This is a genomic window from Streptomyces sp. NPDC092045 (assembly GCF_044756005.1).
Lineage (GTDB): Bacteria > Actinomycetota > Actinomycetes > Streptomycetales > Streptomycetaceae > Streptomyces.
Window position 1 is genome coordinate 184,512 of the sequence record NZ_JBIVSC010000004.1, and the last position, 26,378, is coordinate 210,889.

At 72.4% G+C, this 26,378-nt stretch carries 23 protein-coding genes; 12 read left to right on the forward strand and 11 right to left on the reverse strand.

Annotation, left to right across the window (positions count from 1 at the left end; all coding sequences use genetic code 11):
- Positions 1-2: 2 nt before the first annotated feature.
- The 3 genes from ACIQKA_RS14330 to mce all read right to left on the reverse strand — a co-directional run bounded on the left by ACIQKA_RS14330 (position 3) and on the right by mce (position 6,063).
- Positions 3-938: a cellulose-binding protein gene (locus ACIQKA_RS14330; protein ID WP_383152186.1), complete on the reverse strand. Its 936-nt coding sequence runs from the start codon at positions 936-938 to the stop codon at positions 3-5.
- Positions 939-1,052: 114 nt separating this feature from the next.
- Positions 1,053-5,387, reverse strand: a complete 4,335-nt coding sequence (gene scy / locus ACIQKA_RS14335; protein ID WP_402541060.1) for a polarized growth protein Scy — start codon at positions 5,385-5,387, stop codon at positions 1,053-1,055.
- Positions 5,388-5,610: 223 nt separating this feature from the next.
- On the reverse strand, positions 5,611-6,063 hold the full coding sequence (gene mce / locus ACIQKA_RS14340) for a methylmalonyl-CoA epimerase (protein WP_383152184.1): 453 nt from the start codon (positions 6,061-6,063) through the stop codon (positions 5,611-5,613).
- A gap of 137 nt (positions 6,064-6,200) precedes the next feature.
- On the opposite strand from mce, the gene ACIQKA_RS14345 reads away from it, so the two are divergent.
- Entirely contained in the window at positions 6,201-7,403 is a 1,203-nt protein-coding gene (locus ACIQKA_RS14345) for an acetyl-CoA C-acetyltransferase (protein WP_402541062.1), read from the forward strand.
- Positions 7,404-7,427: 24 nt separating this feature from the next.
- On the forward strand, positions 7,428-8,384 hold the full coding sequence (gene meaB / locus ACIQKA_RS14350) for a methylmalonyl Co-A mutase-associated GTPase MeaB (RefSeq protein ID WP_383152182.1): 957 nt from the start codon (positions 7,428-7,430) through the stop codon (positions 8,382-8,384).
- A gap of 63 nt (positions 8,385-8,447) precedes the next feature.
- Here meaB and ACIQKA_RS14355 read toward each other — a convergent pair whose 3' ends face one another.
- From ACIQKA_RS14355 to ACIQKA_RS14370, 4 genes are all read right to left on the reverse strand, one after another.
- Positions 8,448-8,924 (reverse strand): MarR family winged helix-turn-helix transcriptional regulator, encoded by a 477-nt coding sequence (locus tag ACIQKA_RS14355; RefSeq protein WP_383437679.1) that lies wholly within the window; start codon positions 8,922-8,924, stop codon positions 8,448-8,450.
- 140 nt (positions 8,925-9,064) lie between these two features.
- A complete protein-coding gene (locus ACIQKA_RS14360; RefSeq protein ID WP_383157936.1) occupies positions 9,065-9,850 on the reverse strand; it encodes an AIM24 family protein in 786 nt (261 codons plus the stop codon).
- Positions 9,847-10,497: an AIM24 family protein gene (locus ACIQKA_RS14365; protein ID WP_383437675.1), complete on the reverse strand. Its 651-nt coding sequence runs from the start codon at positions 10,495-10,497 to the stop codon at positions 9,847-9,849. Before ACIQKA_RS14365 ends, ACIQKA_RS14360 begins: the two co-directional genes overlap by 4 nt.
- Positions 10,497-11,135, reverse strand: a complete 639-nt coding sequence (locus ACIQKA_RS14370) for an AIM24 family protein (protein WP_383368518.1) — start codon at positions 11,133-11,135, stop codon at positions 10,497-10,499. The genes ACIQKA_RS14365 and ACIQKA_RS14370 overlap by 1 nt, the downstream gene beginning before the upstream one ends.
- 120 nt (positions 11,136-11,255) lie before the next feature.
- Between ACIQKA_RS14370 and ACIQKA_RS14375 the strand changes: the two genes are divergently transcribed.
- The 5 genes from ACIQKA_RS14375 to ACIQKA_RS14395 all read left to right on the forward strand — a co-directional run bounded on the left by ACIQKA_RS14375 (position 11,256) and on the right by ACIQKA_RS14395 (position 14,725).
- On the forward strand, positions 11,256-11,600 hold the full coding sequence (locus ACIQKA_RS14375) for a DUF3817 domain-containing protein (RefSeq protein WP_383157928.1): 345 nt from the start codon (positions 11,256-11,258) through the stop codon (positions 11,598-11,600).
- The gene (locus ACIQKA_RS14380) at positions 11,597-11,890 is read left to right on the forward strand and encodes an MTH1187 family thiamine-binding protein (RefSeq protein WP_366371991.1); all 294 of its coding nucleotides are present in this window, start codon (positions 11,597-11,599) and stop codon (positions 11,888-11,890) included. The genes ACIQKA_RS14375 and ACIQKA_RS14380 overlap by 4 nt, the downstream gene beginning before the upstream one ends.
- 153 nt (positions 11,891-12,043) lie before the next feature.
- Positions 12,044-12,553, forward strand: coding sequence for a MarR family winged helix-turn-helix transcriptional regulator (locus tag ACIQKA_RS14385; protein WP_383157925.1), 510 nt, complete (start codon positions 12,044-12,046; stop codon positions 12,551-12,553).
- A gap of 43 nt (positions 12,554-12,596) precedes the next feature.
- Positions 12,597-12,953, forward strand: a complete 357-nt coding sequence (locus tag ACIQKA_RS14390) for a DUF3817 domain-containing protein (protein WP_383157922.1) — start codon at positions 12,597-12,599, stop codon at positions 12,951-12,953.
- Positions 12,954-13,024: 71 nt separating this feature from the next.
- Positions 13,025-14,725, forward strand: coding sequence for a methylmalonyl-CoA mutase (locus tag ACIQKA_RS14395; protein WP_383157920.1), 1,701 nt, complete (start codon positions 13,025-13,027; stop codon positions 14,723-14,725).
- Positions 14,726-14,773: 48 nt separating this feature from the next.
- Here the strand turns inward: ACIQKA_RS14395 and ACIQKA_RS14400 are convergent, their stop codons facing one another.
- Complete coding sequence (locus ACIQKA_RS14400) at positions 14,774-15,412, reverse strand: TetR/AcrR family transcriptional regulator (RefSeq protein WP_383157917.1); 639 nt, start codon at positions 15,410-15,412, stop codon at positions 14,774-14,776.
- A gap of 307 nt (positions 15,413-15,719) precedes the next feature.
- Between ACIQKA_RS14400 and ACIQKA_RS14405 the strand changes: the two genes are divergently transcribed.
- The 4 genes from ACIQKA_RS14405 (at position 15,720) to ACIQKA_RS14420 (ending at position 19,908) form a co-directional block, all read left to right on the forward strand.
- Positions 15,720-16,685, forward strand: coding sequence for a tetratricopeptide repeat protein (locus ACIQKA_RS14405; RefSeq protein WP_383157914.1), 966 nt, complete (start codon positions 15,720-15,722; stop codon positions 16,683-16,685).
- Between the two features lie 601 nt (positions 16,686-17,286).
- Positions 17,287-17,955: a DUF6230 family protein gene (locus ACIQKA_RS14410; RefSeq protein ID WP_383157913.1), complete on the forward strand. Its 669-nt coding sequence runs from the start codon at positions 17,287-17,289 to the stop codon at positions 17,953-17,955.
- Between the two features lie 122 nt (positions 17,956-18,077).
- Positions 18,078-18,626, forward strand: coding sequence for a DUF6114 domain-containing protein (locus ACIQKA_RS14415; protein ID WP_383157910.1), 549 nt, complete (start codon positions 18,078-18,080; stop codon positions 18,624-18,626).
- Positions 18,616-19,908, forward strand: a complete 1,293-nt coding sequence (locus ACIQKA_RS14420; RefSeq protein WP_402541068.1) for a hypothetical protein — start codon at positions 18,616-18,618, stop codon at positions 19,906-19,908. The genes ACIQKA_RS14415 and ACIQKA_RS14420 overlap by 11 nt, the downstream gene beginning before the upstream one ends.
- Before the next feature lie 81 nt (positions 19,909-19,989).
- On the opposite strand, the gene pyk is transcribed toward ACIQKA_RS14420, so the two are convergent.
- The 3 genes from pyk to pta form a co-directional block, all read right to left on the reverse strand.
- On the reverse strand, positions 19,990-21,420 hold the full coding sequence (gene pyk / locus ACIQKA_RS14425; RefSeq protein ID WP_383157906.1) for a pyruvate kinase: 1,431 nt from the start codon (positions 21,418-21,420) through the stop codon (positions 19,990-19,992).
- Positions 21,421-21,502: 82 nt separating this feature from the next.
- Entirely contained in the window at positions 21,503-22,801 is a 1,299-nt protein-coding gene (locus tag ACIQKA_RS14430; protein WP_383157903.1) for an acetate kinase, read from the reverse strand.
- Complete coding sequence (pta, locus tag ACIQKA_RS14435; RefSeq protein ID WP_402541071.1) at positions 22,798-24,879, reverse strand: phosphate acetyltransferase; 2,082 nt, start codon at positions 24,877-24,879, stop codon at positions 22,798-22,800. Before pta ends, ACIQKA_RS14430 begins: the two co-directional genes overlap by 4 nt.
- A gap of 370 nt (positions 24,880-25,249) precedes the next feature.
- Here pta and ACIQKA_RS14440 point away from each other — a divergent pair, with 370 nt between their 5' ends.
- The gene (locus ACIQKA_RS14440; protein ID WP_030218726.1) at positions 25,250-26,275 is read left to right on the forward strand and encodes an ATP-dependent 6-phosphofructokinase; all 1,026 of its coding nucleotides are present in this window, start codon (positions 25,250-25,252) and stop codon (positions 26,273-26,275) included.
- Positions 26,276-26,378 lie beyond the last annotated feature (103 nt).

Consider the following 26,378-nt stretch of genomic DNA (forward strand, 5'->3'; position numbering starts at 1 on the left):
CGTCAGCGGGTCTGCTGGGCGGGGACGCCGGTCTGGCGCTCGTCGTCGATCGGGGAGCCGGCCGCCGCCACCGCGGCACCGGTCAGCGTCGCCAGCATCTCGCGGACGTTGGTCAGCTGGGCGTTGATGGAGTCCCGGCGGTTGGTCAGGGCCGCCAGCTCGCGCTCCGATTCGCTGCGGATGCGGTCGGCCTTGGCGTTCGCGTCGGCCACGATGTCCTCGGCCTGGCGCTGCGCGGTCTCCACCGTCTGGCGGGCCCGGCGCTCCGCGTCCGTGCGCAGCTTCTCGGCCTCCAGGCGGAGCTGCTCGGCCCGGTGCTCGATCTCGGCCAGGCGCTTCTCGGCCTTCGCCTGGCGCGAGGCCAGGTCCCGCTCCGACTGCTCGCGGCGCTTCGCCAGGTTGGTCTCGAAGTCCGCGGCGGCCTGGGCGGCCTTGGCGCGGGTCTCCTCGAAGAGGGCGTCCGCCTCCTCGCGCTTCGACTGCGCGTCCTTCTGCGCCTCGGCGCGCAGCGAGTTGGCCTCGCCCTGCGCCTTCTCGACGATCCGGACACCCTCGTCCTCGGCCTTGGCCTTGCGGTCGGACGCGAACGTCTCCGCGTCGTTGCGCACCTGCTGGGCGGCCGACTCGGCCAGCTCGCGGTGCTGCTCGGCGGCGCGACGGGCCTCCTCGCGCAGGTCCTTCGCCTCCTCCTCGGCGAGCCGGAGGATCTTCTCGACCCGGGCGCCGAGCCCCGCGTACGACGGCTCGGCGTCGGTGACCTGTGCCTGGGCGTTCTGCGTTTCGAGGTGGAGCTCCTCGATGCGCTTCTCCAAAGAGGTGATGCGCGAAAGAGCACTGTCGCGGTCGGCCACGAGCTTGGTAATGCGGTCGTCCACCTGACCGCGGTCGTAACCGCGCCGCACGAGCTCGAAGCCGAAGGGGGAGGAAGTGTCGCTCATGGGGTTCCTGTCGAATGAGACCGGTGAGGTGTTAGAGGGAATCCTAGGGGCCGAAGCGGCGTGTCATCGAGCGTATGCCTGTTTGGTCTGGAGAATGTCCAGCCTTTTGAGTGGCTAGCCGTCCTGGGACTTGCCACTCGTACGGGTGGAACCCGCCGAGGCCCCCGCTCTGGCGCCGACCGCCCCGGAGGACTTCGCGCCGCCGGGCGCCTCGAAGGACTCCAACGCCTCCAGCACGTCCTGGACACGGGAGATCTCGGCGTTGATGTCCTTGCGCCGGCGCACCAGCACCTCCAGCTCGCGCTTGCCCTCCGCGATCGTCGCCGCCGCCTCGGCCTCCGCCTCGGCCCTGATCCGCTGGGCCTCCGCCTTGATGGCCTCCGCCTCCGCGACGAGCGACGCCTTCTTCTGCCCGGCCTCCTTGAGGAGCCCGTCGGCCTTCCGCACCGCCGCGATCCGGACCTTGCTCGCCTCCGAACTCGCCTCGGAGACCAGCTCCTTCGCCTTCTCCTCGGCCTCGGCGCGCTGCTCCGTCGCCGCCTTCACCAGCTTGTCGACCCGCTCGCCGGCCGTCTTCATCTGCTCGGCCGTCTCGCGCCGCGCCCGGTCGTGCAGCTCCTCGATCTCGCCCTCGATCCGGCCCCGCAGCTCCTCGGCCCGCTCCCTTATGGCCGTCGCGTCGCTGCGCGCCCCGACCAGGAGCTCGTCCGCGTCCGTACGGGCCTTCTCCACCAGCGAGTTGCCCTCGACGGTCGCCTCGGCGACGATCCGCTCGGCCTCCTTGCGGGCCGCGCCGACCATCAGGTCCGCCTGCGACTCGGCCTCCGCGGTGGCGCGCAGCGCCTCCTCCCGGGCCTTGTTGATGAGCTGGTCCGCCTGCTCGGCCGCGTCCGAACGCTTCTTGGCCCCGGCCTCCCGCGCCTCGTCGAGGACCCGGTCCGCCTCCTCGCGGGCCTCCGCGCGCATCCGCTCGGCCGCCTCCTCGGCGTCCGCCTTCAGGCGCTCCGACCCGGCGCGGACCTCCTCGGCGTCCCGCCGCGCGGAACCCGTCGTCGCCTCCGCCTCGGCGCGCGCCTCCGCCACGACCGACTCGGCCAGCTCGGCGGCCTCGCGGGTGAGGCGCTCGGCCTCGCTCGTCGCCTCGGCGATCAGGGCGTCGGCCTGCTCGGCCGCGTCGCTGCGCCGCTTGTCGGCGGCCTTGCGGGCCTCGTCGAGGACCTGCTCGCCGTCCGCGAGCGCGGCGGCCCGCAACGCCTGGGCGTGCGCCTCGCCGTCGGCCCTGACCTGCTCGGCCTCGGCGCGGATGCGCAGGGCGTCCTGCTCGGTGGTCTCCATCAGCTCGACCGCCTCGGCGGTGAGCCGCTCGGCCCCGGCCGTCGCCTCCGCGGTGACCCGCTCGGCCAGCTCGGCGGCCTCGCGGGTGAGGCGCTCGGCCTCGCCCGTGGCCTCGGCGATCAGGGCGTCGGCCTGCTCGGCCGCGTCGGCGCGCCGCTTGTCGGCGGCCTTGCGGGCCTCGTCGAGGACCTGCTCGCCGTCCGCGAGCGCGGCGGCCCGCAGCGCCTCGGCGTGCGCCTCGCCGTCCGCCTTGACCCGCTCGGCCTCGGCGCGGATGCGCAGGGCGTCCTGCTCGGTGGTCTCCATCAGCTCGACCGCCTCGGCGGTGAGCCGGTCCGCCTCGGCCCGCGCCTCGCCGACCACCGTCTCGGCCCGCTCCGCGGCCTCCGAACGGATCCGGTTCGCGTCGTCCCGGGCGTCCGCCCGCGTACGGGCCGCGTCCTGCTCGGCGGAGGCGAGCGAGTCCGTCACCTCGGTCCGCACCCGCTGCGCGTACTCGGCGGTGTCCGCCCGCAGCTTCTCCGACTCGGCGAGCGCGTCCGTGACCGTCCGCTCGGCCAGCGCCTTCGCGGCCTCGGACTCCTCCCGGGCGCGCGCCCGGACGCTGGCCGCGTCCTCGGCCGCCCGCTCCCGCTCCTCGTACGCGTCGGCGCGGACCCGGTCCGCCTCCTCCCGCGCCTCGGTGCGCGTCCGCTCGGCGGCGTGCTCGGCCGCCGACCGCAGCCCGGCGATCTCCTCCTCGGCCTGCTCGCGCAGACCGGCCACCGAGTCCCGCACCTCCTGGGCGGTCTGCTCGGCCGCCGCGACCATCTCGGTCGCCCGCGCGTCCGCCTCCTCGACCAGCCGCTGCGCCTCGGTCTGGGCGTCCTCGACCCGCTTGCGGGCCGCGGCGAGCAGCTCCTCGGACTGCTCACGGGCCAGCTCGCGCTCCCGGCCGGCCTCGGAACGCGCCGACTCCAGGATCTCCTCGGCCTCCCGGCGGCGCCGTACGGCCTCCTCCTGCGCGGCGGACAGCGCCTCGGCGGCCTCGGCGGCCACCCGCTCGGCGGCGGCCGCGGCCTCCGCCCGCACCCGGTCGGCGGTCTCCTGGGCCTCCGTGCGCAGCCGCTCGGCCTCGTCGGACGCCTCCGTGCGCAGCCGTACGGCCGCGGCCTCGGCCTCGGCGCGCGCGGCGCCCGCGTCCGCCGCCGCCTCGACCCGCAGCCGCTCGGCCTCCTGCTCGGCCTGCTCCCGCAGGACGCGGATGCGCTCGGCGGCCTCGGTCCGCAGCCGCTCCGTCTCCTCGGCGGCCTCGCGCCGGATCCGCTCGCCCTCGGCGCGCGCGTCGGTGAGCTCCTCCCCGGCGGCCGCGACCTTCGCCCCGGCCTCGGCGTGCAGCCGGGCCAGCTCCTCGGCGGCCTCCGCGCGCCGGGCCCCGGCGGCCCGCTCGGCGTCCGCGCGCAGCCCGGCCGCCGCCGTCTCGGCCGCGGTCCGGACCGACTCGGCCTGCTCCTCGGCCTCGGCGCGCAGCCGCTCGGCCTCGGCGCGGGTGCGCTCCAGGGTCTCCTCGGCCTGGGCCCGGAGCGTCTGGGCGCGCTCCATGGCCTCGGACTTGACCCGCTCACTCTCCGCGCCGGCCTTCGTCCGCAGTTCCTCGGCGTCCGTGCGGGCCTTGGACAGCAGCTCCTCGGCGGTCCCGGCCGCCTCCTCGATCTGCTGGAGGGCCTCGCGGCGCGCCTCGCCGCGGATCCGCTCGCCCTCGTCGATGGCCTCGCCGCGCAGCTGCTCGGCCTCGCCGCGCAGCCGCCGCGCCTCCTCCTGGAGCTCGACGGTCTTGGCGCGGTACTCCTTGGTGTCGTCCTTCGCCGAACCGAGCAGCTCGTCCGCCTGCTCCTCGGCCTGGGCGCGCAGCCGGTCGGCCTCCGTCTCGGCCTCCCGGCGGACCCGCTCGGCCTCCTCGGCGGCCTTGCGGGTGGTCTCCCGGGCGTCCTCGGACGCCTTGGTGAGGATCTCCTCGGCGCTGCGGGCGGCCTTGGCGAGCGCGGCGGCGGAGTCCTCGGCGGCGGCCGTGCGGGCCTTGTCGGAGGCCTCCGCGACCAGCTTCTCCGCCTCGGCGGTCGCCTCGCGCAGCTTCTCCTCGGCCTCGGACTTGAGGGTCTCGGCCTCCTTGGTGGCCTCGCCGACGAGCCGGGCGATCTCCGCCTTGGCCGTACGGGTGCGCTGCTCGTTGACCGACTCGGCGGAGGAGAGCTGCCGGGCGGCGGCCTCCTTGGCCTCGGTGAGCGCCTTCTCGGCCTCGGCGCGGGCGGTCCGCAGCCTCTCCTCGGCCTCCTGCATCCGCTGCTCGGCGGCGCGGGACAGCTCGGTGGCCTGGCGGCGGGCCTGGTCGGTCTCGGCCGCGGTGGAGGAGCGGAGCTGCTCGGCGTGGCTGGTGGCCTCCTGGGCCTGGCCCGCGGCGTTGGCGAGGAGCCGCTCGGCGTCCTTGCGGGCGCGCAGCAGAATCGCCTCGGCCTCGGCGCGGGCGGCCTCGGCGTCGGCGCCGACGCGGCGGCTGGTCTCCTCGGCGAGCCGGGTGGCCTCGGCGCGGGCGGTGGCGAGGGCCTGCTCGGCCTCCGCGCGGGACTCCTCCAGCAGCCGGCGGGCCTGGGACTCCGTGCGGGCGCGCAGCTGCTCGGCCCAGGCGACGTTCTCGTTGACGTGCGCCTCGACGGTCTGGCGGCGCTCGTTCAGCTCCTGGTCCAGCTGCTGACGGCGCTGGACGGCCTCGTTGTGCAGCTCGGCCTGGAGCCGGGCCTGGTGCTCGGCGTGCTCCTGGAGGATGCGCTGGGTCTGGGCGCGGGCCTCGCGCAGCTCGCGCTCGGCGTCCTGGCGGAGCTGCTCGGCCTGCGCCTGCGCGTTCCGCAGCATCTGCTCGGCCTGGTAGCCGATGTCGGCGCTGTCGTACGCGGGCCGGGACGCGATGGTGCGGCGCGCCTCGTGGAGCTTGGCGCGCAAGACCTCGACCTGGTAGCCGAGGTCCTCGGCGTGCTGGACGGCCTTCTCCCGCTCGGTCTTCAGCCGGTCCATCTCGGCTTCGAACCGGGCGAGATGGTCGTCTTCAGCTCGGTGGCTCTCCTGGCGTTCGTAGCCCCGCACTGCGCGGTCCCATCCTTCCCCGAGCTCTCAACGCGTTCGAGCAGGGAAGACCCCAACCCTGGTCGCGACACTCAACGAGCGCCGCCCCCTCGGCCGGGGACGGGCCCCCGGGGAATCGTGGCAGATCGGACGACCCCGACATCCCGACTTGGGTGCCACGCGGAGCGGCCCCGACCGGCCCCGGCCCGGAGCCGCCCACTCTACCGGGCCGGGAATCCGGAGGTCAGTGCTCCGCTGAGGAGTGGTCAGCCGACGGCTTCGCCGAGGTGACCAGTTCGGTGAGGACGCCGTGGCAGTCCTTGGGGTGCAGGAAGGTGATCCGGGAGCCCATGGAGCCGGTCCGCGGCTCGTCGTAGAGGACCCGCACGCCCTTGCCGCGGATGGCCTCGGCGTCCCCGTCGACGTCGGCGGTGCCGAAGGCGATGTGGTGCACGCCCTCGCCGTTCTTGGCGAGCCACTTGCCCACCGCCGAGTCCTCCCGGGTCGGCTCCAGGAGCTGGAGGTAGGAGGCGCCGCCGTCCGAGGTCCCGTTGATCCTGAGCATGGCCTCGCGGACGCCCTGCTCCTCGTTGACCTCGGTGTGGAAGACCTCGAAGCCGTAGGTCGCGCGGTAGAACTCGACGGTCGCGTCGAGGTTGAGACAGGCGATCCCGATGTGGTCGATTCGCGTCAGCATGGGTCCAGTGCATCCCCGAAGGGGCGGTTACGCAACGTGCGCGCCGTCACACCGTCGCGCCGATGACCGCGCGCCGGACCCCTCAGTACATTGGCGGTAAACCCTCGTTCACTTCTCATCCCTAGGGGCCGTGCCTCATGTCTGGAACGACCGGTACCACCTCAGTGATCGTCGCGGGCGCCCGTACGCCCATGGGTCGCCTGCTCGGTTCGCTCAAGTCCTTCTCGGGCGCCGACCTCGGCGGCTTCGCCATCAAGGCCGCCCTCGACCGGGCCGGCATCGGCGGCGACCAGGTGCAGTACGTGATCATGGGCCAGGTGCTGCAGGCCGGCGCCGGTCAGATCCCCGCCCGCCAGGCCGCCGTCAAGGCCGGCATCCCGATGAACGTCCCGGCCCTCACCATCAACAAGGTGTGCCTCTCCGGGCTCGACGCCATCGCCCTCGCCGACCAGCTCATCCGCGCCGGCGAGTTCGACGTGGTCGTCGCCGGCGGCCAGGAGTCGATGACCAACGCCCCGCACCTGCTCCCGAAGTCCCGCGAGGGCTTCAAGTACGGCGCGATCGAGATGCTCGACTCCATGGCGCACGACGGCCTCACCGACTCCTTCGAGGCGGTGGCCATGGGCGAGTCCACCGAGCGGCACAACACCCGACTGGGCATCGAGCGCCCCGCCCAGGACGAGATCGGCGCCCTGTCGCACCAGCGCGCCGCCGCCGCCCAGAAGAACGGCCTCTTCGAGGCCGAGATCACCCCGGTCGAGATCCCGCAGCGCAAGGGCGACCCGGTGATCTTCGCCAAGGACGAGGGCGTCCGCCCCGAGACCACCACCGAGACCCTCGGCAAGCTCCGTCCCGCCTTCGCCAAGGACGGCACGATCACCGCCGGCACCTCCTCGCAGATCTCCGACGGCGCCGCCGCCGTCGTCGTGATGAGCAAGGCCAAGGCCGAGCAGCTGGGCCTGGAGTGGATCGCCGAGATCGGCGCCCACGGCAACGTGGCCGGTCCGGACAACTCCCTCCAGTCGCAGCCGGCCAACGCCATCCTGCACGCCCTGAAGAAGGAGGGCCTGACCGTCGACGACCTCGACCTGATCGAGATCAACGAGGCCTTCGCCGCGGTCCTCGTCCAGTCGATGAAGGACCTCGGCGTCACCTCCGACAAGGTGAACGTCAACGGCGGCGCCATCGCCCTCGGCCATCCCATCGGCATGTCCGGCGCCCGGGTCGTGCTCCACCTCGCCCTGGAGCTCAAGCGGCGCGGCGGCGGCGTCGGCGCGGCGGCCCTGTGCGGCGGCGGCGGCCAGGGCGACGCCCTGATCGTTCGCGTGGCCGGCAAGTAAGCACCCAGGCAAGGAGCTCTGCACATGGTGGACGTCCCCGCACTCGTCGCCCAGGCGCGCGAGGGCAGGCCCCGGGCCGTGGCCCGGCTCATCTCGCTGGTGGAGGGGGCGTCCCCGCAGCTCCGTGAGGTGATGGCGGCGCTCGCGCCGCTCACCGGCGGCGCGTACGTGGTGGGCCTGACCGGTTCTCCCGGGGTCGGCAAGTCCACCTCGACGTCCGCGCTCGTCTCCGCGTACCGCCGGGCGGGGAAGCGGGTCGGCGTCCTGGCCGTCGACCCGTCCTCCCCGTTCAGCGGGGGAGCGCTGCTCGGCGACCGGGTCCGGATGTCGGACCACGCCTCCGACCCGGGCGTCTACATCCGCTCCATGGCCACCCGGGGGCACCTGGGCGGCCTCGCCTGGTCCGCCCCGCAGGCCATCCGCGTCCTGGACGCGGCCGGCTGCGAGGTGATCCTCGTGGAGACCGTCGGCGTCGGGCAGTCGGAGGTCGAGATCGCCTCCCAGGCCGACACCTCGGTGGTCCTGCTCGCGCCGGGCATGGGCGACGGGATCCAGGCCGCGAAGGCGGGCATCCTGGAGATCGGCGACGTGTACGTGGTGAACAAGGCCGACCGGGACGGCGCGGACGCCACCGCCCGGGAGCTCAACCACATGCTCGGCCTCGGGGAGGCGCGCGGGCCGGGCGACTGGCGGCCGCCGATCGTGAAGACGGTCGCGGCGCGCGGCGAGGGCGTCGACGAGGTCGTGGAGGCCCTGGAGAAGCACCGCGCCTGGATGGAGGAGCACGGGGTCCTGGCGGAGCGCCGCAGGGCCCGGGCCTCGCGCGAGGTCGAGACCATCGCGGTCACGGCCCTGCGCGAGCGGATCGGGGACCTGCGCGGCGACCGGCGCCTGGACGCGCTCGCGGAGCGGATCACGGCGGGCGGCCTCGATCCGTACGCGGCCGCCGACGAGCTGGTGGCGGAGCTGACGGGCAACTGAGCGGCACGTGTGCGGGAGGGCCCCCCGGATCACCGGGGGGCCCTCCCGCACACGTGCCGGGGACTACGGCTTGCCGCGGCGTCCGCGGAGCTGCTCCGCGACCGGCTTCAGGGACTCGTGGAGGTCGCCGAGGGCCTCGGGGGTGAGCTGGTCGATGAAGTGCCTGCGCACCGACTCCACGTGGTGCGGGGCGACCTTGCGCATGGTCTCCATGCCCCGGTCGGTGAGGACGGCGTACAGGCCGCGCCGGTCGGACTCGCAGTTCTCGCGCCGGACCAGGCCGGCGGTCTCCATCCGGGTGATCTGGTGGGAGAGGCGGCTCTTCGACTGGAGGGTGGCCGCGGCGAGGTCGCTCATGCGCAGCCGGCGCTCGGCCGACTCGGAGAGGTTCACCAGGATCTCGTAGTCGTTCATCGTCAGGCCGAAGGGCTGGAGGTCCTTCTCCAACTGGTGCGTCAGCATCCTCTGGACGTCCAGGAAGGTGCGCCAGGCACACTGCTCGCCGTCGGTGAGCCACGGGGTGGCCGTCTCGGTCTCCATATGTGGATTCTACCTAAGAAGTTGAATTCTTGACGAAATCTGGGAGCGTGACGCCGGGCACCCGGGGCCCCACCCGGGCGCGTTCCCCACTCCGCCGCGGGCGCGGGGGTTCGAGGGCGTCACGGTCCGCAGACTACCGCTCACAGCCCGAAGCGACGCTGGAGGTCCCCCAGCTGGCCGGGAAGGCGCGGTGTCGCACCCTGCTGCCCCTGGCTCGAACCGTACCCGCCGTGTCCGCCGGGAACGCCCGCCTGCGCCGGGGGAGCGCCGGCGTCACGCTCCGCCATCAGCAGCTCCGTGGACTGGAGCAGCACCGTGCCCGCCCCCACGAACTCGAACTGGTGCTCCTCGCCCGAGGTGCCGCCCAGTCCCGTCAGGGACCGCAGGCCGCCCATCACGCCCGTCAGGTAGCCGTGGTCGTAGTGGTGGCAGGGCGAGGGGCAGTCCGCCCAGCCGACGAGGGCCTGCGGGTCCACCCGCATCGGCGGCTCCATGAAGACCACCGGACCGTTGGACGCGGCCACGAACCTGCCCGTGCCGATCAGCGTCACGAAGCCCGGCACGATCGACTGCTTCAGCGCCAGGGTCGGCTGGTAGGCCAGCAGGTTCCCGGACCGGATCGTCAGGTTGCCCTCGTCCAGGTCGAAGGAGTTCACGTCGAAGGCCCGGTCCGCGAGCAGCATCTTCCCGCTGCCCTCGGCCACCACCCAGTCGCTCGCGTGCAGCGGCGAGTGGAAGGACGTCCGCACCAGCCGGTCGAGCCGCCCGTGCCCGATGCCGTTGAACTCGATCCGCCCGTAGTAGGCGATCATCTTGCCCTTCTGCAGGAACCACTGGGAGCCCTTGAGCTCCACGCAGAAGGTGTACGGATTGACGTTGTCGTCCGACGGCAGGGTCTGCGGGTCGTGGATGACAGGGGTGCTCACAGCTTCTCCTCCGAGGCCTGGACGTACACCGCGCCGCTGCCGCTCAGCTCCAGCTGGAACGCCTCGCCCGAGCCGCGCCCCACCATGTCCCGCCAGCCGAGCGCGGTGGAGAGCTTGTTCCGCACGTCGCCGTGGTGGGCCACGTACGCCTGCGGGTCCACGTGCACCGGGCGGCCCGGGACGATCGGCAGCTCGATCACGCCGCCGTGCGCCATCACGGCCACCGAGCCGTGGCCCCTCAGGGTGGTGGTGAAGAGGCCCTGGCCGGTCACCTGGCCCCGGACCATGCCCATGACCCCTCCCTGCGAGCCCATGAACATCGTGCCCTGCTCCAGGGTCCCGTCGAAGGCGAGCAGCCGGTCGGCCTCGACGTACAGGGTGTCGCCGGTCAGCGCGATCACCTGGATGTGGTGGCCGCCGTGCCCGAACATCACCGTGCCGCTGCCCTCGACCGTCATCAGCGGCGTCGCCTCGCCGGCCACCCGGCGCCCGATCATCGACATCAGGCCGCCCTGGCCGCCCGCCGTGTTCGGCGTGAAAGTGACGTCCCCCCGGTACGCCAGCATCGCGCCGCGCTGGCTGAACAGCCGCTGCCCCGGGACGACGGTCGCCTCGACCATCTTCGAGTTGATCTCGCGGAACGGCATCAGACGTCGCCCCCGATCGTGTTCCGCTCGCTGGGCTGGACGTACACCAGGCCGTCCCCCTCGAAGCGGATCTGGAAGGCCTCGCCGCCGCCCTCGCCCATGAAGGTGCGGAAGGTCACACCCGACTGGAAGTGCTGCTGGAGGTTGCCCTGGTGGGCTATGTACGCGCCGGGGTCGACCTGGAGCGGGTACTGCGGGGTCACCCGCAGCACCACCGCCGGGCCGTCGGACATGATCGCCGCCCGGCCCGTCCCCTCCACCGTCGTGGTGAAGAGGCCGTTGCCGGTGGCCCCGCCGCGCAGCCCCGTGAAGGTGGTGCCGGTGCGCAGCCCCGCGTCGGTGCACAGCAGGTTGCTCGCCTCCACCCACAGCTTGTCGCCGTGCAGGGAGACGAGGTTGATCTCGGAGGCCCGGTCGGCGAACCAGCAGGTCCCCTGCCCGCGCACCTCCATCACCTCCATCTGCTCGCCCGTGAGCCGGCGGGTCACCATGCCGCGCAGGCCCTCACCGCCCCCGCTCATCTTCTTGAACGCCATCTGGCCGTCGTAGGCGACCATCGAGCCGTTCTTCGCCTTCACGGCGTCACCGGTCAGGGAGACGGCGAGCACCTTGCTGCCTTGCAGTCGGAACGTTGCCACGGCCCGAAGGTACTGGGGACCCGCCTAAAGGAACAGCAAAGTCGCCGTGCACAATGGACGGGCCCTTGTGCATCCGTTCACAAGATCGCGTCACGAGACCGAACGAAGGTGACCCCCTCCGTGGACATCAAGACCGCCTCCTCCCTCCACCGGCTCCGGCTCGTCTCCGCGCCGGAGGCCGTCTCGTTCCTGCTCCTGCTCGTCTGCTCGGTGCTCAAGCGGACGACGGAGTTCAACGCGGTGCCGGTCATGGGGGCCGTCCACGGCATTCTGTTCGTCCTGTACGTGCTCTTCTGGCTGGACGCCTGGAACCGCACCAAGTGGGGCTTCGGGACCGCCGCCCTCTACTTCGTCCTCTCGGTGCTGCCCCTGGGCGGCTTCTACGCCGAGCGGAAGCTGAAGCGCGAGGCCGAGAACGCGGTCATCGCCTCCCGCGCCCGCCGCGAGGGCACGGTGAACGCGTGATCGTCGCCTTCTCGGTGACCCCGCTCGGCGTGGGCGAGGAGGTCGGCGAGTACGTCGCCGACGCCGTCCGGGTCGTCCGGGAGTCCGGCCTGCCGAACCGCACCGACGCCATGTTCACCTCGATCGAGGGCGAGTGGGACGAGGTGATGGACGTCGTCAAGCGCGCCGTCGCCGCCGTCGAGGCCCGCGCGCCCCGCGTCTCCGTCGTCCTCAAGGCCGACATCCGCCCCGGCGTGACGGACGGCCTGACCGCGAAGGTCGCGACCGTGGAGCGCCACCTCGGCGCCTGACGCCCGCCCGGCACCCCTTCCCGAGGACCCCGCTCCGGACCGGAGCGGGGTCCCGTCGTCCGCCCCGCGGGGTTCTCGGGCGGGCCGGCGGCCGGGGCGACCGAAGGACGAGACGGGGCTGACCGCCATGTTCCCCATGGGTAAGGTCGACGCGTGCCGAAGCCGCTCAGTCTCCCCTTCGACCCCATCGCCCGCGCCGACGAACTCTGGCAGAAGCGCTGGGGACCGGTCCCCTCGATGGCCGCGATCACCTCGATCATGCGCGCCCACCAGATCCTCCTGGCGGAGGTCGACGCCGTCGTCAAGCCGTACGGCCTGACCTTCGCGCGGTACGAGGCCCTGGTCCTGCTGACCTTCTCCAAGGCGGGCGAGCTGCCGATGTCCAAGATCGGCGAGCGGCTGATGGTCCACCCCACCTCGGTGACGAACACGGTCGACCGGCTCGTGAGGTCCGGCCTCGTCGCCAAGCGCCCCAACCCCAACGACGGCCGCGGCACCCTCGCCACCATCACCGACAGGGGCCGCGAGGTCGTCGAGGCGGCCACCCGCGACCTGATGGAGATGGACTTCGGCCTCGGCGCGTACGACGCCGAGGAGTGCGCCGAGATCTTCGCGATGCTCCGCCCGCTGCGGGTGTCGGCGAACGACTTCGACGAGGCCTGACCCGCCCGAAGATCGCCCGGAACGTGCGGTTACGCTCGACGGCATGAAATCCAGCGTGCTGACCCGCTACCGCGTCATGGCGTACGTGACCGCGGTCATGCTCCTCATCCTGTGCGCGTGCATGGTCGCCAAGTACGGCTTCCACACGGGCGAGGACCTCACCTTCGCGGTCTCCCAGACCCACGGTGTCCTCTACATCATCTACCTCGTCTTCGCCTTCGACCTGGGCTCCAAGGCGCGCTGGCCGTTCGGGAAGCTCCTCTGGGTGCTGGTCTCCGGGACCATCCCCTTCGCCGCCTTCTTCGTCGAGCGCAGGATCCACCGCGAGACGCTTCCGCTGGTCAGCGGCGCGCAGACCGCCCCCGCACCGGCGAAGGCCCCGGCGAAGACCGAGGCCTGACCCCCGCCCCCGCACTGATGTGCGGGGGTTTCCCATCGACATTTACTAGGACGTCCTAGTAAATTCGAAGCATGGACGCTGACGCCATCGAGGAAGGCCGCCGTCGCTGGCAGGCCCGTTACGACAAGGCCCGCAAGCGGGACGCCGACTTCACCACGCTCTCCGGCGACGCCGTCGAGCCCGTCTACGGGCCCCGGCCCGGAGACGTCTACGAGGGGTTCGAGCGCATCGGCTGGCCCGGTGAGTACCCCTTCACCCGGGGCCTCCACCCGACCGGCTACCGCGGCCGGACCTGGACCATCCGCCAGTTCGCCGGCTTCGGCAACGCCGAGCAGACCAACGAGCGGTACAAGATGATCCTGGCCGCCGGCGGCGGCGGCCTCTCCGTCGCCTTCGACATGCCCACGCTCATGGGCCGCGACTCCGACGACCCCCGCTCCCTCGGCGAGGTCGGCCACTGCGGCGTCGCCATCGACTCCGCCGCCGACATGGAGGTCCTCTTCAAGGACATCCCGCTCGGCGACGTCACGACGTCCATGACGATCTCCGGACCCGCCGTCCCGGCCTTCTGCATGTACCTCGTCGCCGCCGAGCGCCAGGGCGTCGACCCGGCCGTGCTCAACGGCACGCTCCAGACCGACATCTTCAAGGAGTACATCGCGCAGAAGGAGTGGCTCTTCGAGCCCGAGCCCCACCTGCGCCTCATCGGCGACCTGATGGAGCACTGCGCGGCGAAGATCCCCGCGTACAAGCCGCTCTCCGTCTCCGGCTACCACATCCGCGAGGCCGGGGCGACGGCCGCGCAGGAGCTCGCGTACACCCTCGCCGACGGCTTCGGCTACGTGGAGCTCGGCCTCTCACGCGGCCTCGACGTCGACGTCTTCGCCTCCGGCCTCTCCTTCTTCTTCGACGCCCACCTCGACTTCTTCGAGGAGATCGCCAAGTTCCGCGCCGCCCGCCGGATCTGGGCCCGCTGGATGAAGGAGGTGTACGGCGCGAAGACCGACAAGGCGCAGTGGCTCCGCTTCCACACCCAGACCGCCGGGGTCTCCCTCACCGCCCAGCAGCCGTACAACAACGTCGTGCGGACCGCGGTCGAGGCCCTCTCCGCCGTCCTCGGCGGCACCAACTCCCTGCACACCAACGCCCTCGACGAGACCCTCGCGCTCCCCAGCGAGCAGGCCGCCGAGATCGCGCTGCGCACCCAGCAGGTGCTCATGGAGGAGACCGGCGTCGCCAACGTCGCGGACCCGCTGGGCGGTTCCTGGTACGTCGAGCAGCTCACCGACCGCATCGAGGCCGACGCCGAGCGGATCTTCGACCAGATCCGGGAGCGCGGCCGGCGCGCCCACCCGGACGGGCGGCACCCGATCGGCCCGATCACCTCCGGCATCCTGCGCGGCATCGAGGACGGCTGGTTCACCGGCGAGATCGCCGAGTCCGCCTTCCAGTACCAGCGTTCCCTGGAGAAGGGCGACAAGCGGGTCGTCGGCGTCAACGTCCACCACGGCTCCGTCACCGGCGACCTGGAGATCCTCCGGGTCAGCCACGAGGTCGAGCGCGAGCAGGTCCGCGTCCTCGGCGAGCGCAAGGCGCGCCGGGACGACGCGAAGGTCCGCGCCTCGCTCGACGCCATGCTGGCCGCCGCCCGCGACGGCTCGAACATGATCGGGCCGATGCTGGAGGCCGTCCGCGCCGAGGCCACCCTCGGCGAGATCTGCGACGCCCTGCGCGACGAGTGGGGCGTCTACACGGAGCCCCCGGGCTTCTGAGCCGTCCGGCGCGGGGCGGGGGCGGTACGGGACTTCCCGTACCGCCCCTCACGCGTCCCGGTCCCCGGCCGCCGCCGCACCCAGGCCCCCCACCAGGAGGGCCGACAGGCGCGCCACCCACGGCCCGTCCACCGGCTCGGCGCTGACCAGGGCGCGGTGCACCACCGCGCCCGCGATCACGTCGAAGATCAGGTCGTCGGTGGTGCCGACGGCCGGCAGGTCCCGGTCGGCCGGGAGCTCGCCGCGCCGCTGCGCCCGCATCCGGCCCTCCAGGACCAGGCGCTTCTGGCGGTCGACGATGGAGGCGCGGATGCGCTCGCGCAGCGGCTCGTCCCGGGTCGACTCGGCGACCACCGCCATCAGGGCCGTCTTGGTCTCGGGGCGTTCGAGGAGCGCCGCGAACTGGAGCACCACGTGCTCGATGTCGGCCCGGAGCGAGCCCAGGTCGGGGAGTTCGAGCTCGTCGAAGAGGAGGGCGACCGCGTCCACCACCAGCTCGCTCTTGTTGGCCCAGCGGCGGTAGAGGGTCGTCTTCGCGACCCCGGCGCGGCCGGCGACGTCCCCCATCGTGAGCTTGGACCAGCCCAGCTCGACCAGGGCCGCGCGGGTCGCCTCCAGGATGGCCTCGTCGGCCTCGGCGGAGCGGGGGCGCCCGGTACGGCTGCTGCGGGGGGTGCGGCTACACATGAACGTCGACCATACCCGCCGGTAGGTACGGCGCCAGAGGCCCGCGATGTGAGGCAGTTCACCGTGCGGATCGGCCGTCCGCCCTCCCGCCGCCTCCGCCGCGCCAGTTACGCTACGGCTCGTAGCGAAAGGCTTTGAGCGGCCCGAGCGACAACCATGGTGCCGGGTGGGGACCCGGCGCGAACAGGACAAGAGAAGACGAAGAACCGTGTCGTCCACGCGTCTCGCACACCGGCGGGAGGCGGGTGGACGGCGCGGTTCGGCCACGGCTTAACGGTTACGCGCGCGGAAGGGGGAGGATGTAGCCATGCAGCCCCGAAACATGTCCATGAGCGGCGTCGTCGACCTCGCCGCGGTGAAGGCGGCCGGAGAGGCCAAGGCGAAGGCGGAGCAGGCGCGCGCCGAAGCCGCCCGGCAGGGCGGAACGGCCGCGGTGCCCCCGTCCGCCCTGGTGATCGACGTCGACGAGGCGGGCTTCGAGCGCGATGTGCTCCAGCGTTCCGCCGAGGTCCCGGTCGTCCTCGACTTCTGGGCCGAGTGGTGCGAGCCCTGCAAGCAGCTCGGCCCCCTCCTGGAGCGGCTCGCCGTCGAGTACAACGGCCGCTTCCTGCTCGCGAAGATCGACGTCGACGCCAACCAGATGCTGATGCAGCAGTTCGGCATCCAGGGAATTCCGGCCGTTTTCGCGGTGGTCGCCGGTCAGGCGCTGCCGCTCTTCCAGGGCGCGGTGCCCGAGGCCCAGATCCGCGAGACCCTCGACCAGCTCATCGCGGTCGGCGAGGAGCGCTTCGGCCTCACCGGGATCGTCGTGGACGCGGACGCCGACCCCTCGGCCCCCGCCGAGCGGCCCGCCGGCCCGTACGACTCCCTCCTCGAAGCGGCCATGGTCGCGCTCGACGCGGGCGACCTGGCCGGCGCCGTCCAGGCGTACAAGAACGTGCTCGCCGACGACCCGGCCCACCCGGAGGCCAAGCTCGGCCTCGCGCAGGCCGAACTCCTCGCCCGCGTGCAGGACCTGGACCCGGGCACCGTCCGCGGGAACGCCGCCGCGAACCCGGCCGACGTCGCCGCGCAGATCGCCGCCGCCGACCTCGACCTGGTGGGCGGTCACGTGCAGGACGCCTTCGGGCGCCTGGTGGAGACCGTGCGCCGCACGGCCGGCGAGGACCGGGACGCGGCGCGGCTGCGGCTCCTGGAGCTGTTCGAGGTGATCGGCGCCGACGACCCGAGGGTGACGGCGGCCCGGCAGGCCCTCGCACGCGTGTTGTTCTGAGGCGTTCGAGACCCCCGCTCCGCGCGCCGGATCGCCCGGCGATTTGGCAGCGGAGTGACAAAACGCGGCCGCGCTTTACCAAAACTTGGTAATCGCGGCCGCTGTTACTTGCAGTAAATCGAACCCGGCGTTCTGCCCTGGTTCGTCCGGCGATCTCCTGACATTCACCCCCCTGCGAACGCACCCTGCGTGCCCGGTCGGTCCCGTCTCGCCATGACGTGGTGATGCACCCGTTACCAGCCGGTAACGAACCCCCTTGTGCGGGCGCCCGGAATGGACCACGATCGGCCACGCTCGGTCCGAACCGCACGACCCCGGCAACCAACCGGGATCGCGGGGAGGGTCCCCACCGGGCGGACCGGTGTTCCGGCACCGGTCGCGGACAGGGGGGTTCCCGCTCTCACCGAACGGGGCCTGTCCGATCAGGTCACGCGCACCGCGTGGCCCATGGTTGTCGCTCGGGGGTGATCGCCGGTGATGCGGAGGCGTACTGCGCCGCTCGTCGCCTCGGCGCTCTCCTTCCCGAGGACGTAGCTCTTCTCCCATCGCAGAACGGGCCCACGCCCCTTCTGGAGATGTACGTCCGAGAAGGAGGATTCTCATGAAGTCCCAGGTTCGTGGCGGGACCAGATGGAAGCGTTTCGCCGTCGTCATGGTGCCCAGCGTGGCCGCGACGGCAGCGATCGGCGTCGGCCTGGCGCAGGGCGCGCTCGCCGCGTCGTTCGCGATCTCCGGCCAGGAGTTCAAGGTCACCACCGACAAGCTCGAGGGCACCGAGTTCGTCCAGTACGGCAGCGTCGCCAAGGGCAACAAGCTCGACGGCACGCCGTTCGGCGCCCCGGTCGCGGTCTCCGGCTTCGACACGGCCAAGATCACCAACATGTGCCAGTCGGTCGTGACGCCGGTTCCGGGCCTGGGTGACATCACCCTCCGCCTGACCGCGGGCACCGACGCGGTCAAGTCCGGCAAGGACGCGGACAAGGTCCAGGCGAAGGACCTCTACCTCGACGTCTCGTACCTCGAGGCCGACGCCAACTTCACCAACATCGACATCGGCGTCGCGGCCGGCTCCCTCCCGAAGCACGAGGGCGGCCAGGGCATCCAGCCCAACACCGAGGCCAACAAGTACGGCTTCGGGCAGCGCGCCGACGTCGCCGAGCTGAGCAACGTCCGGCAGAAGGCGTGGGCCACCACGGCCGCCACCTTCAAGCTCCCCGACCTGAACCTGTCCCTGCACCGGGGCACGGACAAGGAGTGCTTCAAGGGCTGACCGGTCCCCGGACCGATCACGCACCGAAGGGTGGGGCCGCCGCGCGCGGCCCCGCCCCGCCGGGCCCCTTCCGCTCCATCTCTTCTCTTCTCAGCAACACCGCTTCCAGGGAGCTGTTTTCCATGAGCGCCGAGACCCCTGCCTCCCGCGAAGTCCCCCAGGAGAACCGGTTCAAGGTCTGGCGGCAGACCCGGCCCTTCTGGGCGGGACTGCTCACCTTCCTCGGTGGCGTGCCGATCGCCTACCTCCCCTACGGGGACATGCGGCTCGGCAACATCACCCTCGCGATGAAGACGACCGCCGGATCCAGCGCGCTGATCATCGGCGCCCTGCTCATCACGCTCGGCCTGATGATGTGGTTCCAGCCCGCCGTACGGGTCTTCGCGGGCGTCGCGACGATCGTCCTCGGACTGGTCTCCATCCCCGTGTCGAACTTCGGCGGTCTCGGCGTCGGATTCCTGCTCTCCCTCATCGGGGGCGGCATGTCCATCGCCTGGGCTCCCGCACCGCCGGTCGAGGAGACCGCGGACGCGAGGGACGGCGGCGAGCCGGAGGTTCCCGCGGAGGCCGGGGCCGTGCTGACGGCCGGACTTCCGGAGCAGCGCGGACCGGAGCACCACGCGACCGAAAAGACGTTCGATGCCAACGGCGGGAGGAACAGTGCGGGGTGACGACACCCAGCCGGCGCTCGTGAAGGGCGGACCGCGCCACGCGGCCCCACGCAAGACGCTGCTGAACAGGATCCAGGGCCCCGCGGGCAAGGCGATGGCGCTGGCCGCCATGCCGACCGCGGTGTTCGTGGGCATGGGCCTCACGCCCAAGATCGCCCTCGCCGACGACAAGGACATCCCCTTCGCCCCCGGCCCCTGCGTGACGCGCTCGGACGAGCCCGCGCCGGAGGCCTCGGAGACGGAGAAGGAGGCGGCGAAGCCGACGGCCACTCCCTCGGCGACCGCGAGCGCCTCCCCCTCGGCCACTCCCTCCGGCACCCCCTCCGCCACCGCCACGCCGTCGCCGACCGCGACCGGGCAGACGACCACGCAGCGGAAGCTGACCACCACGGCCCCGAAGCCCGCCGCCACGCCGACCGCGACGGCCGCACCCGTGCCGACGAAGTCGAAGAACCCGCTGGACCCGCTGGGTCTGGGCGACGCGCTGAAGGACCTCTTCGACGGCCCGGACCCGAAGCCGACGGCCACGGCGACCCCGACGGCCGCGCCCACCACGACGGCGCCGACGACCGGGACCCCGGCCGCCGCCCCGAAGACGACCGCCGCGCCGAAGCCCACCGGGGCCCCGGAGCCGGCCGCCGATCCCGCCGCCGACCCGGCCGCCGAGAAGAAGAAGGCCGAGATCCGCGAGGCCGCCGAGAAGGCCGGCGCCGAGGTCGAGGAGCTGCCGGAGAGCGCGAAGGGCCTCGACGCCAAGAAGGACGAGGACATACCCGAGGGCGCCAAGCCCCGCTTCCCGTGCCCCGAGCGCGACGACGCGGCGCTCGCGGCGGCCCAGGTGGAGCCCGGCATCCCGCTGCTGCCGGACGACCCGTGGATCCTGGAGAGCTCGAAGCTCACGCTCCTCGGCCTGAAGTACCACGGCATCGTCGAGGTGAAGACCTACGGCGGCAAGGTCAAGAAGGCGCTGAAGTTCACCGCGACCACGGTGAAGATCGAGCACCTGCACCAGATCACGACCCACTCCGACGGGCGCTCGGCCCACGTCCGCTCGACCAAGACCAAGGACCCGTCGACCATCACCGGCGGCACGGTGACCATGTACACGGAGGAGCTGAAGGGCAACCTCTTCGGCATCATCCCGGTCACCTTCGGTCCGGAGTCCCCGCCCCCGCTGGACGTCCCGCTCGCCATCTTCACCGACGTGAGGATCAAGCAGGCCGGACAGTTCGGCGGCAACCTCAAGATCCCGGGCCTCCGCAACACGATCGAGGCGAACTGACCCCCGTACCGTTCGGGGAGCCGCACGAGCCGAAGCCCCCGTCCGCACCGGACGGGGGCTTCGGCGTGCGTGCGGGGCGCGTCAGGCGCGCTCGCCGCCACCCAAGTGGTGGACCCGGACCATGTTCGTGGTGCCGGGGACGCCGGGGGGCGAGCCGGCCGTGATGACCATGGTGTCGCCCTCGTTGTAGCGCTGGAGCTTGAGGAGCTCGGCGTCCACGAGGTCGACCATCGCGTCGGTGTTGTCCACGTGCGGGACGACGAAGGACTCGACGCCCCAGCTCAGGGTGAGCTGGTTGCGGGTGTTCTCGTCCGTCGTGAAGGCGAGGATCGGCTGCTGGACGCGGTAGCGCGAGAGGCGGCGGGCGGTGTCGCCGGACTGGGTGAAGGCGACCAGCGCCTTGCCGCCCAGGAAGTCCGCGATCTCGCAGGCCGCGCGGGCGACCGAACCGCCCTGGGTGCGCGGCTTCTTGCCCTGGACCAGGGGCTGGAGGCCCTTGGAGAGCAGCTCCTCCTCGGCCGCCGTGACGATCTTCGACATCGTCTTGACGGTCTCGATCGGGTACGCGCCGACCGAGGACTCGGCCGACAGCATGACCGCGTCCGCGCCGTCCAGGATCGCGTTGGCGACGTCGCTCGCCTCGGCGCGGGTCGGACGCGAGTTGGTGATCATCGACTCCATCATCTGGGTGGCGACGATGACCGGCTTGGCGTTCCGGCGGCAGAGCTCCACCAGGCGCTTCTGCACCATCGGGACCTTCTCCAGCGGGTACTCCACGGCGAGGTCGCCGCGGGCCACCATGACCGCGTCGAACGCGGCGACGACGTCGGCCATGTTCTCGACGGCCTGCGGCTTCTCCACCTTGGCGATGACGGGGACCCGGCGGCCCTCCTCGTCCATCACCTTGTGGACGTCCTTGACGTCGTCGGCGTCCCGCACGAACGACAGGGCGACCATGTCGCAGCCCATCCGCAGGGCGAAGCGCAGGTCGTCGACGTCCTTCTCGGACAGGGCCGGGACGTTCACGGCCGCGCCGGGCAGGTTGATGCCCTTGTGGTCCGAGACGACGCCGCCCTCGATGACGATGGTCCGGACCCGGGGGCCCTCGACCTCGACCACCCGCAGTTCGACGTTGCCGTCGTTGATGAGGACCTGGTCGCCCTTGGAGACGTCGCCGGGCAGCCCCTTGTAGGTGGTGCCGCAGATCGACTTGTCGCCCGGGACGTCCTCGGTGGTGATGGTGAACTCGTCACCGCGCACCAGCTCGACCGGTCCCTCGGCGAAGGTCTCCAGACGGATCTTGGGGCCCTGGAGGTCGGCGAGGACGCCGACGGCCCGCCCGGTGTCCGCGGCGACCTGCCGGACGCGGTCGTACCGCTCCTGGTGCTCTGCCTGGGTACCGTGGCTGAAGTTGAATCGGGCCACGTTCATACCGGCCTCGATGAGAGCCTTCAGCTGCTCATACGAGTCGACGGCGGGGCCCAGCGTGCAGACGATTTTGGAACGGCGCATGAGGCGGATCCTATCGGTTTGTTTCACTGCGGAATATTCCGACTGGCGGAAAGTACAAATGGGCGGGCGACCGCTCAAGCGATCACTCGTTCGAGCCCTCCGTACCCCGTACGAGCGCGTCCTCCCCGGCCCTCTCCTCCCCGGCCGCGTCCTCCCCGAGCGGGCCCCGCACCAGCGCGTAGCTCTGGCGCGCGATCTCCAGCTCCTCGTCCGTCGGCACCACGGCGACCGCCACCCGCGCGTACTCCGGCGAGACGATCCGCGCCTCGTCCGAGCGCACGGCGTTGAGCTCCGCGTCCACCGCGAGCCCCAGCTCCTCCAGGCCCGCGATCGCCGCCTGCCGCACCGGCGCCGAGTTCTCGCCCACCCCCGCCGTGAACGCCACCGCGTCCACCCGGCCGAGCACCGCGTAGTACGCCCCGATGTACTTCTTCAGACGGTGGACGTAGACGTCGAAGGCGAGCGCCGCCCGCTCGTCGCCCTCGTCGATCCGGCGGCGGATCTCCCGCATGTCGTTGTCGCCGCAGAGCCCCACCAGACCGGACCGCTTGTTCAGCAGGACGTCGATCTCGTCCGCCGACATCCCCGCCACCCGCCGCAGGTGGAAGGTGACCGCCGGGTCGATGTCGCCCGACCGGGTCCCCATGACCAGGCCCTCCAGGGGCGTCAGGCCCATCGAGGTGTCCACGCACCGGCCGCCCCGCACCGCCGAGGCGGACGCCCCGTTCCCCAGGTGCAGCACGATCACGTTCACCTCCTCCGGCTCCTTGCCGAGCAGCCGCGCCGTCTCCCGCGAGACGTACGCGTGCGAGGTGCCGTGGAAGCCGTACCGCCGGATCCGGTGCGCGTCGGCGGTCTCCACGTCGATCGCGTACCGCGCCGCCGACTCCGGCATCGTGGTGTGGAAGGCGGTGTCGAAGACCGCCACCTGCGGCAGGTCGGGCCGCAGCGCCATCGCCGTGCGGATGCCGGTCAGGTTCGCCGGGTTGTGCAGCGGCGCCACCGGCACGAGCCGCTCGATCTCCGCGAGCACCTCGCCGTCGATCACCGTCGGCTCGGTGAACCGCAGCCCGCCGTGCACCACCCGGTGCCCGATCGCCGCCAGTTCGGGGGAGTCCAGGCCGAGCCCGTCCGCCGCCAGCTCCTCGGCGACCGCCTTCAGGGCGGCCGAGTGGTCGGAGATCGGACCGTTCCTCTCGCGCCGGCCGCCGTCCTCCCGGAGCGGGGCGTGCGCGAGCCGCGAGGTCTCCTCGCCGATCCGCTCCACGATCCCCTGGGCGAGGCGGCTGCCGTCGCGCATGTCGATGAGCTGGTACTTCAGCGAAGAGGAACCGGAGTTGAGGACGAGGACGCGCGTGGGAGCGGACGTGGGCGCGGTCATGCGGGGAGCTCCTGACCCTGGGACTGGATCGCCGTGATGGCGACCGTGTTGACGATGTCGCTGACGAGCGCGCCGCGCGAGAGGTCGTTCACGGGCTTGCGCAGGCCCTGGAGCACCGGTCCGACGGCCACGGCGCCGGCCGAACGCTGCACGGCCTTGTACGTGTTGTTGCCGGTGTTCAAATCGGGGAAGACCAGCACGGACGCCTGCCCCGCCACCTCCGAGCCCGGCAGCTTCGTCGCCGCCACCGAGGGCTCCACGGCCGCGTCGTACTGGATGGGCCCCTCGATCCGCAGCTCCGGGTGCGCCTCCCGGACGAGCTTGGTCGCCTCCCGCACCTTGTCGACGTCGGCGCCGGAGCCCGAGGTGCCCGTGGAGTACGAGAGCATCGCGATCCGCGGCTCCACGCCGAACCGGGCCGCGGTGGCCGCCGACTGGACGGCGATGTCCGCGAGCTGTTCGGCGTCCGGGTCCGGGTTGACCGCGCAGTCGCCGTACACGAGGACCTTGTCCGCCAGGCACATGAAGAAGACCGAGGAGACGATCGACGCCTCCGGCTTCGTCTTGATGATCTCGAAGGCCGGGCGGATCGTCGCCGCCGTGGAGTGCACCGAGCCGGACACCATCCCGTCGGCCAGGCCCTCCTGGACCATCAGGGTGCCGAAGTAGTTCACGTCCGACACCACGTCGTACGCCAGCTCCACGGTGACGCCCTTGTGGGCGCGCAGCGCCGCGTACTTCTCGGCGAACGGGTCCCGCAGCTCCGAGGTGTGCGGGTCGATGAGCTGCGTGTCGCGCAGGTCCACGCTCAGGTCGGCGGCCTTCTTGCGGATGGTCTCCACGTCGCCGAGCAGCGTCAGGTCGCACACGTCCCGGCGCAGCAGCACGTCGGCCGCGCGCAGGACCCGCTCCTCCGTGCCCTCCGGCAGCACCACCCGGCGCCGGTCGGCCCGCGCCTGTTCGAGCAGCTCGTGCTCGAACATCATCGGGGTGACCCGGCCGCTGCGGGCCACCGAGACCCGCTTGAGCAGGTCGGCGGTGTCCACGTGCCGCTCGAACAGGCCGAGCGCGGTCTCCGCCTTGCGCGGGGTGGCCGCGTTCAGCTTGCCCTCCAGGGCGAAGAGCTCGGCGGCCGTCGGGAAGCTGTTCCCGGCGACCGAGACCACCGGGGTGCCGGGCGCGAGCCGGGCCGCCAGGGTCAGGATCTCCTCGCTGGGCCGCTCGTTCAGGGTGAGCAGCACCCCGGCGATCGGCGGGGTGCCGGCCGAGTGCGCGGCGAGCGCGCCGACGACCAGGTCGGCCCGGTCCCCGGGGGTGACGACCAGGCAGCCGGGCGTCAGGGCGTTCAGGAAGTTCGGCAGCATCGCGCCGCCGAAGACGAAGTCCAGGGCGTCCCGGGCGAGCCCGGCGTCGTCCCCGAGGACGACGGCGCCGCCGAGCGCGTGGGTGATCTGGGCGACGGTCGGCGCCGACAGGGCCGGCTCGTCCGGCAGGACGTAGCAGGGCACGGGCAGCCGGGCCGCGAGCCGCTCCGCGATCGCCTCCCGGTCCTCGGCCGCCACCCGGTTGACCACCATCGCGAGCACGTCGCAGCCGAGCCCGTCGTACGCCCGGAAGGCGTTGCGCGCCTCGGCCCGCACGGACTCCGCCGACTGGCCCTTGCCGCCGACCACCGGGATGACGGAGGCGCCGAACTCGTTGGCGAGCCGGGCGTTGATCGCCAGTTCGTCGGGGAGCTGGGTGGCGGCGAAGTCGGTGCCGAGGACGAGGACGACCTCGTACTCCCGGGCGACGGCGTGGAAGCGGTCGACCAGCCGGGAGACCAGCTCGTCGGTGCCCCGCTCGGCCTGGAGGGTCGAGGCCTCGTGGTAGTCCATGCCGTAGACCGTCGAGGCGTCCTGCGAGAGCCGGTAGCGGGCGCGCAGCAGGTCGAAGAGCCGGTCGGGCCCGTCGTGCACCAGCGGCCGGAACACCCCCACCCGGTCCACCTGGCGGGTGAGGAGCTCCATGACTCCCAGCTCGACGACCTGGCGGCCGTCACCGCGGTCGATCCCGGTCACGTACACGCTGCGCGTCACGCCGTGGTCTCCTGTCCAGTCCTGCGGAAGGGCCCGGGCGGTGCCCCCACTCCGCCTTCCCGGCCCGTACGTCAATCAAAAGGGCTTGGAAAGCCCCTATGGGGCGGCATTACCCCCTTGACAATACCCCCGGCGGTGGTTAGGTCGCCCGCCGGACGAAGGGCCCGGAACCCCGGGCCGAAAGGCCCCCGGGAGAGACCCCGGAAGGCGCCGGGAGGCGCGTCCGGGGACCTTCGCGGGGGCTCCCGGAAGAGCGCCCGGGGGCCGCCGGGAGGGACGCGCGGAACGGCGGCGAGCGCGCCCCTCGGGACCGGCGTGTGAGAATTGCCCTGGCTCACACGGACCGCGACCGAGCAGGAGACACAGCACGATGCGCATCGGAGTCCTCACGGCGGGCGGCGACTGCCCCGGCCTGAACGCAGTGATCCGGTCGGTCGTGCACCGGGCGATGACCGGCCACGGAGACGAGGTCATCGGCTTCGAGGACGGGTTCAAGGGCCTCCTCGACGGCCACTTCCGGCCCCTCGACCTCAACGCCGTCAGCGGCATCCTGGCCCGCGGCGGCACCATCCTCGGCTCGGCCCGCCTGGAGCGGAACCGGCTGCGCGAGGCCGCCGAGTCCGCCTCCGAGCTCGCCCGCCAGTACGGCATCGACGTCCTCATCCCGATCGGCGGCGAGGGCACCCTGACCGCCGCCCGGATGCTCTCCGACGCCGGCATGCCCGTCGTCGGCGTCCCGAAGACCATCGACAACGACATCTCCTCCACGGACCGCACCTTCGGCTTCGACACCGCCGTCGGCGTCGCCACCGAGGCCATGGACCGCCTCAAGACCACCGCCGAGTCCCACCAGCGCGTGATGGTCGTCGAGGTGATGGGCCGCCACGCCGGCTGGATCGCCCTGGAGTCCGGCATGGCCGGCGGCGCGCACGGCATCTGCCTCCCCGAGCGCCCCTTCGAGGTCGACGACCTCGTCAAGATGGTCGAGGAGCGCTTCGCGCGCGGCAAGAAGTTCGCGGTCATCTGCGTCGCCGAGGGCGCGCACCCGGCCGAGGGCTCGATGGAGTACGCCAAGGGCGAGATCGACCAGTTCGGCCACGAGCGCTTCCAGGGCATCGGCACCCAGCTGGCCGTCGAGCTGGAGCGGCGCCTCGGCAAGGAGGCCCGTCCCGTCATCCTCGGCCACGTCCAGCGCGGCGGCACCCCGACCGCGTACGACCGCGTCCTCGCGACCCGCTTCGGCTGGCACGCGGTGGAGGCGGCGCACCGCGGCGACTTCGGCCGGATGACGGCGCTGCGCGGCACGGACATCGAGATGGTGCCGCTGGCGGAGGCCGTGACCCAGCTCAAGAGGGTGCCGGCGGACCGCATGCGCGAGGCGGAGTCCGTCTTCTAGCCCCCGCTCCGCCCCCCCCGGTACGCCGGAAGCGGCCCCGACCGTCCCCCGTGGGCGGCCGGGGCCGCTCCTCGTGCGGCACCGCCCCCGGAAATGCCGGAAT